This window comes from Candidatus Thermoplasmatota archaeon (assembly GCA_022848865.1).
GTDB lineage: Archaea > Thermoplasmatota > Thermoplasmata > RBG-16-68-12 > JAGMCJ01 > JAGMCJ01.
The window spans coordinates 1-13830 of the sequence record JAJISE010000049.1 but is presented as its reverse complement, the minus strand read 5'-3'; the positions used below and the strand labels follow the sequence as shown (position 1 = coordinate 13830).

The following is a 13830-nucleotide window of genomic DNA, read 5'->3' as shown; positions in this document are numbered from 1 at the left end:
TGAGCATGTAGCCCGCCAGAACGCCGAGGTCCATCTCGTGCCCCTCGAGGCGCTTCACCATCTCCCTGTCGTACTCCCTCCTCCACTGCTTCAGTATCCCCTCGTCCTTCCTGCCCTCTGCCCTCATCTCCGGCTTGAACATGCTCGAGGAGAACTGGATGAGCGCGTATCCGTAGCTCCTCACGAGGTCGAAGAACTGGTCGCTCTGCTCGAACTCGCCGTCCTCGCGGTTGGTGAACACGAAGGATATCTCCCCCGGTATCGTCCCGTCCTCAATCCTGTCGTGCGCTTCGACAAGAAGCTCCCGCGCGGCGGGGTCCCTTCCCGTGGAGAACCATCCGATCCTGAACATGACCTCCCCGCCACCAGATTCTTTCTCCCGCCTAAAACCTTTCGCGTTCGACTAGGAGTGGTGCTTCCCGGATTCCTGTGGAATCCCCTTCTTCAGCTCCTCATATCTCTCCCGATAGAGTTTCGAGCAGGACTCGCAGCAGAGATAGTGGGTTCTCCCGTCCATCTTGAGCGTGACAGGATCGTCCGTGATGGGTTTCCTGCACAGGTAGCAGGGAACGACTATCGATATCCCTTCCGAGATGACCGCATCGGGCTCCTTCTTCGTCGTCCTCACGACGCGATCGATGGAGTACCTGTCGATCTCCTCCAGCCCCTCAAGCCAGGCAAGGAAGCTGTTGATCGTGGCTTCGCTTTCAGATATCAGTCTGCACATGAGCTTGGAGCCGCTGAGGACGAGGACCTCACGGACATTCTCCTTCTCCGAGAGGCTCTTGGCCAGCTTCTCCAGGTGCTTCGGCTGACATTCTACCGAGACAATCGAGGTGGTCTCCCGGATCGCTTCCGTATCGATCAGTGCCGAGTACCCTCTGATGACTCCCCGTTCCTCCAAAGCCTTGACCCTCGAACTCACGGTCGGCGTGCTGACACCAATGGTCTTGCCAAGCTCCCTGAAAGAGATCCTGGCATCCTCCTGAAGCTGCTTCAGTATTCTCGCGTCGGTCTCGTCGAGTTCCATTGTTTTGTACTAGGCAGCCTCACCTATTATATCTTTGTAAAGCGGCCAGTTCCGTCTCTTAACGAACGTGAAGAGGAAGGGGGATAGTCAGGCCTGCAATAGTACCGATGAACCTGGATTGACGCATAACGAGGAGATGATTGAATGGAAGCAGGAATGATAGCGACTCTCGTGATAGGATCGCTTCTGACGACGGGGGCAGCAGCTGGCATCGCATCCACGAATGGAGACATGATGCAGGGAACGCACATGGGTGGCATGTATGACTTCGGATCGCACGATCACGAGGAGATGCACGAGGAATGCGAAGAGCACATGGAAGATTGGGAGCACGAGTACTGTGAAGAGTACGAGGAGGAGTGCGAGGACGGGGAGAACGGGAACTTCGAGGAAATGCACGAGGAATGCGAGGAGCACATGGAAGAGCGGGAGAACGAGCACTCCTTCGACGACGAGGACCACGAAGAGCACGACCATTGCGGCATGATGGGGTAGGCTCTCTGCGCGCTAGGCGGGAGAAGGGGGCGTTGCTCCCCTTCCCCTTCACAGACGAGGATTGTTCTTTTTGGATCTTGAGAACCCCGCCAGATGGTGTAGGACTTACATACATCAATCCAACTGAGGCTTTGGCATTCAATTGTCAAGGAGAATCCACAAAAGGAGGGAACTGCCTAGCAACACCAGGAGGAGGACACGGATCAGGCGTGCCCTCGGTCTCCAACGCGTGATAAGATGGGTCTCGTTAGCTGTCCTGTATGCAGTGTGAAGGTCAAGGCTGAGAACCTGCCCGATCACATGAAGAAGGTCCATCCCGGATCAGATGTGCGGGTGAAACCGGTGGGGAGGAAGAGGAGGAATTCCTCGAGAGAAGGGGGCAGCAGAAAGGTCGTCTATGCAGTCTCCGTGGTCATAATCCTTGTCTTGGGTTCGCTTCTCGTCTACAGCATGATCAGCAGTCCAGGCACACCGGAAATATCCATCAGTCCGCTCAGCTACAGCTTCGGAGACATATCCCAGCGCGAGGTTTCAACGACTGTCCAAGTCCGAAACACAGGAGATTCGGATTTGGTGATGACGGGCATCTCTACGTCATGCGGGTGCACCTCTGCGGTTCTCACGGTCGGAGGCAGGAGGAGTCCCACCTTCGGGATGCATAACAATCCCTCGGGTTGGAGCGAGACTCTTCTTCCTGGACAAACCGCGTCTCTCGACATAACATACGATGCGACTCTACATCCGGACGACGGCCCGGTGCTAAGAATCGTCTACATAAGGAGCAACGACCCCGCCAGGCCCGAGGTCGAGGTTGAGCTCACGGCCAATGTGATCCCATGAACGACGATTCCTGTCATGAACCGCCTTCTGACATCGAGAGGTACTCGAAGGAGAAGCAACCCGGGGGGCGATTCCAGAACCTTGTTTTCGTTTTGATAGTCCTATCATTGGGTGCGATACTGGTCATCGGCTCTCTCGCCCCATATTTCTTCCTGCCCCGGCCCAGTGACATAACGCTCAACGAGGGCGAGGCTCTCATCTACTACAACGAGGCGTGCGGGGAGTGCGCCATATACATCGACGACGAGCTCATTCCCACGCTGCGAATGGGGGGGATATCGACAGTTCACAAGAAGGATTACATCAACGAGAGGAGCTACAGAGGGGAGCTGAGTGCGATCAACGAGCAGCTCGGCATTCCCCCGCATCTGCAGAGCCACATCGCTACGTTCGTCAAGAAGGACACCACGATGGTCTTTGAGGGTCATGTCCCGGAGCATGTGATATCGGACCTGATGACCAACTCATCCGCACTGAATCTGAGCAAGATACTTGTCTACCAGGAGGAGATGAGGGATCCCACGACGTATACCGCCTGGGACTTCGAGGGTGAGGACCGGGAATATGCCATCGACGTTCCCATCAGCGAGTTCCTTCTCTGGTATGGCCAAGGTTCTCCTTCCACCAGCACGGAGGAGTCTCTCCTGCCGCTGGTGCTGGTCACAGGATTCCTCGACGGCATAAACCCCTGCGCGATTGCCGTCCTGTTGTTCTTCATCACCTTTCTATTTGTGATAAGGAGAACGAGAGGAAATGTGGCCAGGATGGGTGCGGTATACATACTCTCGATCTTCTTTGTCTATTTCTTCATTGGCATCGGGTTGCTCAGGGCCATCGTCTTGAGCGGGCAACCGCATCTCCTGGCCTACGTCGGGTCGTCACTTATACTTGTACTGGGAACGCTGAGTCTATTGCAGTACTTCCTTCCCAACCTCCCCCTCACATTCAAGATGCCTGAGAGGACATGGACAAAGACCAAGGATTGGATCTCCAGGGCAACGCTCCCTTCCTCCTTGGTGGCCGGTCTGCTAGTCGGATTGTGCACATTCCCTTGCTCCGGTGGGATATATGTAGCTGTGCTGACCCTAATCGCTTCGGAGACGACCTATTTCGAGGGCGTTGGCTATCTTTATCTGTACAACATTATGTTCGTGCTTCCCCTAATATTCATACTCGCCTTCACATCAAACAGGTTCGTGGCCAGAAAACTCACAGGTTGGGAGAGGTCGAACAGCAGGCTGATCGTCCTTTTCTCTGGAATCGTCATGATTCTGTTGGGTGTGGCCTTCCTCTTGTTTCTGATCTGAGGAGCCATAAACGGGGACCGTGCAGACGATCATAGGCGGACTGGTAATCGCAGTCGTAGTGTGATCTTGGTGCGAAATGCCTGTGTAAGGCGTAAAGATTAACTGGCCCAATCTTCTGCCCTTTGGCAAGAAGTCATGAGTGGTAAAATGTCCTCGGAAAGATGTCCTGTATGCGGCGTGAAGGTCAAGTCGGAGAACCTGTCAAGGCACATCAAGAAAGTCCATCCAGATGCGGAGGCGGGTGCGGAGAAGAAGGCCAAGAAGGCAAGGCGCCCGTCCCCAGGAGGGAGGAAAGCCGTCTACGCGGTTCTAGCGATAATCATTGTCGTCTCCCTTGTGGCTTCCGCACTCGTTCTGCTGCCCGCGGCAGAAGAACCCAGAATCGCCGTCACACCGTCCAGCTATGACTTTGGGACCGTTCCGCGAGTGCTGCAGACGGTCAGCATAGAGGTTCGCAACGATGGAGAGGCCAACCTCGAGATAACATGGATTAAGACCTCCTGCGACTGCACCTCGGTCGTCCTGCGGGTCGGAGGAAGAAGCAGTCCCGAGTTCATCGGTCCAGAACCGCAGGTATCTTGGAACGGTGAGACGTTGCTCCCGGGACAGCACGGATATCTGGATGTGATATATGACCCCGCGTACGTACCAGATTCCGGTTCCATCGCCAGGGCGATCTACATACAGAGCAATGACCCAAACAGACCCGAGGTCCAAATCACAATAACGGCTTACGTGACGCCGTGATCGCTCCGTCCCTTTCGAGGTGCGTACTTGAGCGTCTCGTAGTCGGTCCTGACCGCGTATCCGCCGTCCTGGATGATGCTCACGAACTGACCGCAGTTGCTCCCTATCTTGTTCTCCTCGAGCTCGCCGATGCTGAGAAGCACATCGAACCCGAGATCGCGGAAGCTGTTCGTTATCTGGCGGGAGGTGTCCTCGTCGTGCGGGTCGACGGCGGACCTCAGTCTCTTCCGCTTGACCTTCGACGTCGGGTTCAGCGGTGTAATCTTGATGAAGAACTTGACGGGGTCGAAGTGCTCCGCGATGACCTCCGGGTCGACCGGGTAACCCTGAGTCATGGCGAAGTTCAGCGTGAGCTTCCTGTCGCCCTTGCGGAAGTACCTCTCGCCGTACTCCGAGATCTGCGGGAGCCCCCACTTCTTGATCGGCATCAGCTCATCCCGCTTCCGGCTGTTCGTCGTGTGCACGGAGAACTGCAGTTGGAATCTCCCGCCCGAGTACTGGGCGTCCTTGATGTCGATGAGCTCGTCGAAGAAGCTCTCCCTGCCAATTGGAGCGAGCGTTGAGACGCACGGCATGAGGCCAGGGGCATCGTACATGTCCGCCAAGGCTCGCAGAGCGTCCGGCACGTCCGGGTTCAGCGAGGGCTCGCCCATGCGGGCGAACTGCACCTTGAACTTCGGGATCGGCACCCGCCCGTCCGGGAACCGCCTCCTCACCATGTGGTCTATCTGCTGCAGGATCTCGTCCTTCGTCAGTTTCCCGAGGTAGTGCCCGCCAGCGTCGCACATCTTGCAGTTCACTGGGCAACCGAAGGACGACGAAATTATGAGCACCCACTTCTCCTCGCGCGGCACCGGCGGCTGCAGCGATTCGACGAACTCGACGAGGTAGCCGTTGCCCTCCCTCATGGACGCCACGTAGACCTTCGCCAGATCCTCCTTCCCGAACTCACCTAGAATCCTCATTTCCCACTCCCCATTGACTCGATGATCGACATGGCCGCGAGGATGCCGTCGCCAACCGCAATCCCCACCTGCCTGTAGTTCCCCCGTCTGACGTCACCGACGAGGTATAAACCTGACGCCTCCTTCCAGTTCTCCGCGAGCTCGGGCGGCAGGACGCTGACGTCCGGCTCCCTCCCGCACGCGATAAGCCCGTAGTCGGCGACGATCTCCTTCTTCGTCCCCTCCTGCTCCATCCCGAAGACCAACTGATGCTCTTCCCCCCTCACGGACTTGAGCTCCGTTCCCGCGTGGGTCCTGATCTTCTCTGAACGGCTCGCCCTCTCGAGAAGCAGGGGAAGGCACCTGGGTTCTCCCCGGAATGCCACATCCACATGGATGTCCCTTGAAGCCAGGTTGAGAGCGTAGTCGAACGCCGCGTCGCCACCACCAATCACGAGGAAATCGCCTTTGACGGCCGGAGGCACGTCCCTGATTTCGTAGAAGACCTTGGACAGCTCCACGTCCTCGAGGCCTTGGATGTCGACCCGCTTGGGTCTCGTACCCGTGGCCATGATGACGGACTTCGCGAATACCTCTCCTGACTCGGAGGACACGTTGTAGACGTCCCCCTCCTTCGAGACGCTGTGGACCTCCTCCATGCGAGTGTCGATCATCCAGCGCACGAGTTGCCGTTTGAACAGCTCAACGAGCTCCGGCCCGCCGATGCCCTCGGGGAAGCCAGGATAGTTCTCGACGAGGTGTGCGTTCCCCAGAAGCCCGCCGATCTCGTCCCGCTCGAAGACCAGCGGGTCGGCTCCCGCGCGCTTGAGATAGACGGCAGCGGCTATGCCGGCCGGACCTGCCCCAATGATGACAGCAACGTAGGTCTTCCCCTTCGCCTTCGATACGGTAAGAGCCGCCGACCGTGGAAGGAGCACAGACTCGCTTTCACCCATGTTCTCAACCTTCACGCCCTTTCCTGGATTGTGTGGCTGGAAAAGGCAAAACAATGCCACCTCCCCTCGGATGATAGGGAGATATAGCAGGATATCTTAAGGATTTCGCCGTTGGGAGACCAACATCATGAACGGGCTCACTCATCTGGCTCTTCGTCGGCTGTGTCTCCGGTTTCCTCTTGCGGGGGCTCCTTCTTCCTCCGGAACATAAGCAGGATCAGGAGTGCCGTGATCGCCAACAACGCGATGAGGGCCGCCCAGAAGAGCGCGTCCTCGAATCCGCCTCCCTCTTCCGCCACCAGCGGGTTCGGGTCGTTGCCGTCCCTGATGCCGTCCCCGTCCGTGTCTGCGTCGCTAGGATCGGTCTCAATCGAATACTCCTGAAGATTCGTCAGCCCGTCGCCGTCGGGATCGTCATCCGCTCCCTGGCTCAGATCCCCGAAGTTCTCACCCTCCCAATCGTCCGGCAGTCCGTCATGGTCTGTGTCGTCTTGCGCGACAGCTACCGTGAACACCCACGCAACGACCGCTCTGTTGGGCGGGTCAACCAGGTCCTCGATCTCCAGGTAAACAGTGTACGTCCCGTCCTCCAAGGGCGTGAGGAACGTGAGTGTAATCGCGCTCCCCGTCACCACGGCAGAGCCGGTGACGTCCGCAGAGTCTAGCTTCAAAACCGCGCTTGTCGTGTCTATCCCCGATCCATCGCTGTAGGTCGCGCTGATCGTCGGTGTGCTGTCGCTGAGCGTAGATCCGTTCACAGGCAGCATGTTCGAGATCGTCGGCGGGGACGTGTCAGCCGTGAACTGCCAGGTCACTGTGGCAACGTTCTGCGGTGTCGACTGGTCCTTCACTTCCAGGAAGACGTTGTGCGCGCCTTCCGAGAGGGCGCTCGCGGGCGTGTAACTCATCGAATTCGCGGTCACCGTAGCCGAGGCAGTGACATCCACCGAGTCGACCTTCAAGGTGGCGCTCGAAACGTCAATCCCGGAATCGTCGGTGAAGCTCGCACTCACGAGAGGCCTCGTCTCCCCGATCGTCGCCAGATCGACGGGCTGCAGGTCGGTAATCACCGGAGATACTGTGTCCACCGTGAACCGCCACGTCTCCGTCGCCTTGTTGCGGTTGGACGAGTCGTCCTCCACTTCCAAGAGCACGGTGTGAGCTCCTTCCGAGAGGGGCGCCATCGGAGTGTAAGTCACGCCCGAAGATGTGACCGTCGCCAATGAGGAGATGTCCACAGAATCAACTTCGAGGACAACGCTGCCCTCGTCTATCCCGTTCTCATCGCCGTAGCTGGCCCCTATGACCGGCGTGCTGTCGCTTACGGTCGACCCGTCAACGGGTTGCGCACCTGTTATCTCGGGTGGCGTCACGTCGAGCATGGTCGTGTCAATCGTGAAGTACCAGTTCTCTTCCGCAGGATTCTGGGGCGAGGAGGTGTCGCTGACCTCCACATGAACAGTGTGAATCCCGTTCGCAAGAGGAGCGCCCGGAACATACGTTACCCCGCTAGAAGTCACGGTCGCGGACCAGGTAACGTCGACCGCGTCGACGACCACCGTGACGCTCGACATGTCGATACCGGTGGCGTCGTTGAAGCTCACGCCGACCGTCGGGGTCGAATCAGGGATGGTCGACATATGGGCGGGCTGAGGGTTCGAGATCACTGGAGGTAACGTGTCCACAGTGAACCACCAGGTCATCGTGGCGGTGTTCTGGGGCGTAGCCAGGTCCTTTGCCTCAATGTAGACATCGTGTATGCCTTCCGACAGAGAGCTCGGGACATAGACCACCTGATTCACGCCCACGGCTGCGGATGCGGTCACGTCGATCGAGTCCACCAGGAGCACGACGCTCGCCAGGTCAATCCCGGAATCGTCCCCGTAGCTGGCGCCTGTGGCGGGAGTGCTGTCGCTGATCACAGACTGATCCGAGGGCTGCAAGTTCGATATGCTGGGTTCGACAGTATCTACAGTGAATGACCACGTCTCGGTCGCGATGTTCTGGCCTAGTGAGTCGTCCGCGACCTCGAGGTACACGCTGTGAACGCCCTCGGACAGAGGTGACGATGGCGTGTATGTCACATCCAAGGGAGTCACTATCGCTTGAGCGGTGACGTCGAACCCGTCCACCCTGAGATGGACGCTCGCGGCGTCTATCCCAGACACGTCGGAGTAGCTCGCTCCCATCCCGGGCGTGCTGTCACTCACGATTGACTGATCGGCGGGTTGCAGGTCAGAAATCGTTGGCGGGTCCGGGTCGATGATGCTAGTGTCAATCGTGAACGACCACGTCTTCTTCGCCACATTGGCGGGAGAGGAGTTGTCAAGGACCTCAACGTAGACGTCGTGCGGTCCATCCGCCATCGGGGAGGGCACGAGATAGGTGACCCTGTCGAACTCCACCGTCGCCTGGGCGGTAACGTCCACCGAGTCCACTTCCAGCACAACGGTCGAGATGTCTATCCCGGACACATCGCCGTAGGATGCGCTTATCGTGGGTGTGTCGTCAGCTATCGTGGATTGATTGGCGGGCAGCAGGTCCGTGATCGTCGGAGGCAACGTGTCCACGGTGAACCACCAGGTCCTCACGGCCACGTTCATGGGTGTGGAATTGTCACCCGCGTGGAGGCTCACGGCATGCGGCCCTTCTGAGAGGGGAGATGCAGGAGCATAGGCAATATCGGAGAAGGTGATCGTGGAACTGTTCGTGACGTCGACGCCGTCCACTTCTAGCAGCAGGTTCTGCGGGAATACGAGAGAATCGTCACTAAAGTCCGCGCCGATGGTCGGCGTGTCGTCGCTTACTATCGACTGGTTGACGGGTTGCAGGTTGGTGATGTCCGGCTGGACCGTGTCAACGACGAACCACCAGGACTCTGTCGCGGTGTTCGGCGGTGAAGAGAGATCCTCGATGTCAAGGTCGACCCAGTGAGGTCCTTGCGCCAAGGGCGATGGCGTGTACGTTATGCTCGTCCCGGTGACCGTCGCAGAGGCGGTCACATCTATAGTGTCCAGTTGCAGCGTCACAGCGGATGGGTTGACTCCTGACGGGTCGGTGTAGTTCGCTGCAATCTCGGGAGAATCGTCACTGATGATGGTCTTCCATGGTCGGGGGTCCGCGATCTGCGGGGGCTGGGTGTCCACCGTGAACGACCACGACTCGGTCGCCAGGTTATGGATGAGTGAGTTGTCCCTGACCTCCAGGGAGACATCGTGAATGCCATTCGCCAGGGAAGGCGACGGCGTGTACGACACATCCGAGGGCGTCACCGTAGCCTGAGAGGTGACATCGAACCCGTCCACCCTCAGGACCACGCTGCCCGTGTCAATGCCTGACGCGTCGCTGTAGCTGGCCCCTATCGCGGGCGTCGTGTCGCCTATCACCGACCCGTTGGCGGGCTGCGAGTTCGATATCACGGGCGGGTCCGTCTCGACGCCGATGATCGTGAACAGTCCATTGCTCTTGTCCCAGTTCGTCTTGGCGGTCGAGTCGGTCACGTTCACCCTGACGTAGCAGTCCGCGGAGGGCGTGTTATTGACCGTCCACAGATACGAGCCGTTGTTCGCCTCACCGTCGGTAATCTCCGCATATGGCCCGAAGAGACCACTCACGGAGTACTCTATCTTGATGGTCAGAGGTGACGTGCCGCCAGAAGCCGTCCAGTTGATGTAATGCTGCGTCAACGCGTCCCAACTCTCACCGCCGTTGGGTTCATCGACCTCGACCGTCAGCGGTGGTGCGGTCTGGTCATTCTTCAGCACCCGAACACCGAAGCCCTGGCCGGCCGCACCGATGTCCAGGTATCCGTCACCATCGATATCGCCAGCAGCTATGCCTATCACCATTCCAGTCGGAAGGCCCAGGGATGGGGATACATTGGTCCAGGAATCCCCTCCGTCCCCCTTCCAGATCTGGATCCCACCGTTGATGTACTTCGCTGTCAGGATGTCAGGGTATTTGTCCCCGACCATGTCGGCAAGAATGACGCCGTAGTAGGTGCCAGTCGGCGGCAAGTCGCTGAAAGCCTTGGTCCAATTGCTGGTTCCGTCGCCAAGCCATGCGCGAAGGCCATGTCCGTCCTGATCCATCGCCGCAACGAGGTCCAAGTGTCCATCGAGGTTAAGATCCCCGAGCGTAACGCTGTTCCACTGATCGGTCCAATTGAGGCCGTTCGATGCCTCGTTCCAGCCGCCAGTTCCATCTCCCAGCCAGACATGCATGCCCGCACCGGCGACGGCGAGGTCCGTATGATTGTCATGGTTCACATCGTCCATCCACACACTGAAGTACTTCCCGGTCGTGGGCAAGTTGGTCGATGACTCGGTCCATGAGCCCGCTCCGTTACCGAGGTAGACCTCCACACCGCCGCCATCATTGGCGACGGCGAGGTCCAGATTGTCGTCGTGGTTGACGTCCGCCAGGAAGATCCCCGTGTACCCCGAGGTCGTCGGCAGACCAGTGTCGGCGAGGGTCCAAGTCCCTGCGCCGTCCCCGGCCCAAACGGTGACACCGCCAGGACCGAAGTTGTAGTTCGTGGCCGCGATGTCCAGGTCGCCGTCGTTGTTCATGTCTCCCAGGAAGACACCTCCGTCGTAGGCGTTGTCCGGCAGGCCGTTGGCGGCGAGCGTCCATGTTCCCGCACCGTCGCCCGTCCACACATTTACACCGAAGTAGCCCGCGGTTGCGATGTCCAGGTTAGTATCATTGTTGATATCACCGAACCAAACAGAGTTGTGGCTCTCACTCGACGGCAGACCGTTCGAAGCAGAGACAAAGCCCGTGACCGCAGGGCCATCGTCCTCGGAAGCTTCGACGAGAACGACCACAAGTCCGTTGGCCATGAGTCCGGCGACGAGAACCGCCGCCATCACGGATGAGAACGTGAATCGAAGCCTGCGATCCATATGACCACCGTGTTTACTCCTCGTCCTGCTCCTCGGGTTCCTCTTCCTTTCTCCGTCTCCAGAACAGGACCACGAGCAGCATTAGGATTATGACAACAAGCAATATCAGCACCCACCAGGGGAACTCGCCAGACACTTCCTGAGAGGCGAACGTGATCGTGACCGTGTCGGTGCCGCTGTTCCCCGCGCGGTCCACGACCGTCAGCGTCACAACGTACACATCCCTGTCCTCGAACGTGAATGAGGGTGTTGCATTGCTGAGCGTCCTGGTCGAGCCCCTGTAGGTGAATGACCACGTGTAGCTCACTATCCCGCTCCCGCTCGGTCCGTCGTCCGAGCCGCTTCCATCGAAGAGGATAGCGTCGCCCCTGTGGATCTCCACGTCGTCACCCGCATCGGCAATCGGCGGCGTGGTGTCCAGGAAGACAATGATGACATTAATCTCCTCCTCGTTCCCGACGTTGTCCGTGGTCATGTAGTAGATGTTGTGCGGGCCCTCGCTCATCGCTCCCGCGATCAGTGGTCCAGCATAGGTCGAGGGACAGTTCGGGTCGTCCATCCCGTAGCTGATCGAGCCCACGCCCGAGCCGTCATCCGTCGCGGTGATGGCTATCGTCGCCAACGAGCTGCTGATATAGTTCGTGCTCACTGGGTCATATCCTGGCACAGCGCTCGTCGGGGGGGTTTCGTCTAGGTAGACGACCTCGATGACCTCGACTTCCACTTTGCCGAGGTTGTCCGTGCTCCTGAATCGTATCTCCCTCTGACCGTCGTCCCCCGACACGGAGACCGATCCGGATATGAACTGCGTCCAGTCCACTTCCGCGGTCCCGCCCTTGAAGATGGCGTACGACGTGGATGCCGCACCGCTCCCCGCTCCGTCATCGGCGGAGAAAGAGATCGGCGTCGATGATCTGATGAACGTGACGCCAGAGTCCGCATGACTGGGCACACCAACCACGATGCTCGAGCTCGGCGGCGTGTTGTCCAAGTACACTGTCTCGACCACCGCGTTCTCCTCGTTGTCGAGGACGTCGATGCTCTTGACCTGTATCTCCCTCAGCCCGTCGTCCCCGGACAGGAAGGCCGTTCCCGGCGAGTACTCAGTCCAATCCACCTCCACCGTGGCGCCCTTCATGACCCTGTATAACGTGGTCTTCGTGGTGCTCACGAAATCATCCCTGTAGAACCTGATGGGAGTGGACGACGTCATGTACGTGACGCCGGAATCCACGTGTTTCGGGTCCTCCACGGAGATGCTCGACACGGGAGGCGTGTTGTCCAGGTAGACCTCCATGGTCTTCGGAATCTCTTCATTCCCGTAATCGTCCACGCTCTTGTATTTGATGAGCGTCAATCCGTCGCTCTTCGAGGTCGGGATCGAGAACTCGGACGTGTACTGACCGTACACGGGCTCGGATTCGCCCGACGTGTAGTACATGTACCAGATCGCCTCGATGCCAGCCGGGTCCTCCGCTGTCAGGCGGAACGACGTGAGAGAGCTGACGTATGCCTCGTCCAGACCGCCAGTGTAGTTGATTCCAAGAATCGCGAGCGAGGTTGTTGGAGGCGTCGCGTCAACGATGAAGGACCACGACTCCGTCGTAACCCGCGCGTCGATGTCCGCCACGGACAGGAAGACGTCGTGGGCCCCGTCCGACAGAGGAGTCGATGGCACATAGAGCACGCCGGTCTGCGTCACAGTCGCTTGAGCGGTCACGTCCACGGCATCGACCCTAAGAACAACGCTGCTCACATCGATGCCCGTGTCGTCGCTGAAGCTTGCACTTATGGCAGGCGTTGTGTCGCCTATCGTTGTCTGGTCGGCGGGCTGCAGGTTCGTTATCTCGGGCGGCTGGATGGCCACAGAGAACCACCATGTCTTCACGGCAACGTTCTGCGGATTGGAGTTGTCACCAACCGCCAAGTAGACGTCGTGAACCCCATCCGAGAGCCCCACGCTCGGAACATATGTGATCCCGCCAGAAGTCACTGTGGCAAGATGCGTGACGTCGATCGCGTCCACCCTCATTGTCACACTGGCGGTGTCTATCCCAGACAGGTCTGTGTAGCTCGCCCCTATCGTGGGCATCGTCTCGCCGACGGACGACTCGTTCGCGGGTTGCAGGTTCGAGATGAGCGGCGGCTGCGTGTCCACGGTGAAGGACCAAATCTCAACGGCGATGTTCACCGGAACCGCCTGGTCTCCCGCTTCCAGATAGACTTCATGCGTTCCCTCGGGCAGAGCGAGCGACGGCGTGTATGTTATCATGTTCGGGCCCACCGTCGACTGGGCGGTTCGGTCGACCCCATCGACTCTGAGCAGCACAGTCGTTTCATCAATCCCGGAATCGTCCGTGTACATCGCGCTTATGTCAGGCGTGCTGTCGCCTGTCGTGGACTGATTCGCAGGCAGAATATTGAATATCGACGGGACGGTCGCATCCACCGTGAACGACCACATCTCGGTCGCCAGGTTCTGCGGCGCTGAGTTATCCTTCACCTCCAAGTAAGCGGTATGGATTCCATCCCAGAGAAGGAAGCCTGGAACGTACGTGACGTCGCTCGCGGTAACCGCCGCGGAAGGCGTGACATCGAGGCCAT

10 protein-coding genes are annotated in these 13830 nt (G+C 58.7%); 4 read left to right on the top strand and 6 right to left on the bottom strand.

Going from position 1 to position 13830, the window contains the following annotated elements:
- Both LN415_08450 and LN415_08445 read right to left on the bottom strand, forming a co-directional pair.
- On the bottom strand, positions 1-352 hold a 352-nt coding region (locus LN415_08450; protein ID MCJ2557117.1), incomplete at its 3' end, for a phosphoglycerate transporter.
- Positions 353-403: 51 nt separating this feature from the next.
- On the bottom strand, positions 404-1030 hold the full coding sequence (locus LN415_08445; protein MCJ2557116.1) for an AsnC family transcriptional regulator: 627 nt from the start codon (positions 1028-1030) through the stop codon (positions 404-406).
- Between the two features lie 144 nt (positions 1031-1174).
- Here LN415_08445 and LN415_08440 point away from each other — a divergent pair, with 144 nt between their 5' ends.
- From LN415_08440 to LN415_08425, 4 genes are all read left to right on the top strand, one after another.
- Positions 1175-1525, top strand: a complete 351-nt coding sequence (locus LN415_08440) for a hypothetical protein (GenBank protein ID MCJ2557115.1) — start codon at positions 1175-1177, stop codon at positions 1523-1525.
- A 237-nt stretch (positions 1526-1762) separates the two neighbouring features.
- On the top strand, positions 1763-2365 hold the full coding sequence (locus LN415_08435) for a DUF1573 domain-containing protein (GenBank protein MCJ2557114.1): 603 nt from the start codon (positions 1763-1765) through the stop codon (positions 2363-2365).
- Positions 2362-3672, top strand: a complete 1311-nt coding sequence (locus tag LN415_08430; protein MCJ2557113.1) for a hypothetical protein — start codon at positions 2362-2364, stop codon at positions 3670-3672. The genes LN415_08435 and LN415_08430 overlap by 4 nt, the downstream gene beginning before the upstream one ends.
- A 147-nt stretch (positions 3673-3819) precedes the next feature.
- Positions 3820-4419 carry a DUF1573 domain-containing protein gene (locus LN415_08425; protein ID MCJ2557112.1) on the top strand — a complete coding sequence of 200 codons (600 nt, stop codon included), beginning with the start codon at positions 3820-3822 and terminating at the stop codon, positions 4417-4419.
- On the opposite strand, the gene LN415_08420 is transcribed toward LN415_08425, so the two are convergent.
- The 4 genes from LN415_08420 to LN415_08405 all read right to left on the bottom strand — a co-directional run.
- Positions 4404-5384 carry a radical SAM protein gene (locus LN415_08420; protein ID MCJ2557111.1) on the bottom strand — a complete coding sequence of 327 codons (981 nt, stop codon included), beginning with the start codon at positions 5382-5384 and terminating at the stop codon, positions 4404-4406. The two genes, LN415_08425 and LN415_08420, sit on opposite strands and share 16 nt — an antisense overlap.
- A complete protein-coding gene (locus LN415_08415) occupies positions 5381-6319 on the bottom strand; it encodes an NAD(P)/FAD-dependent oxidoreductase (protein ID MCJ2557110.1) in 939 nt (312 codons plus the stop codon). Before LN415_08415 ends, LN415_08420 begins: the two co-directional genes overlap by 4 nt.
- A gap of 137 nt (positions 6320-6456) precedes the next feature.
- Complete coding sequence (locus tag LN415_08410; protein MCJ2557109.1) at positions 6457-11226, bottom strand: FG-GAP-like repeat-containing protein; 4770 nt, start codon at positions 11224-11226, stop codon at positions 6457-6459.
- A 13-nt stretch (positions 11227-11239) separates the two neighbouring features.
- On the bottom strand, positions 11240-13830 hold a 2591-nt coding region (locus LN415_08405), incomplete at its 5' end, for a PKD domain-containing protein (GenBank protein MCJ2557108.1).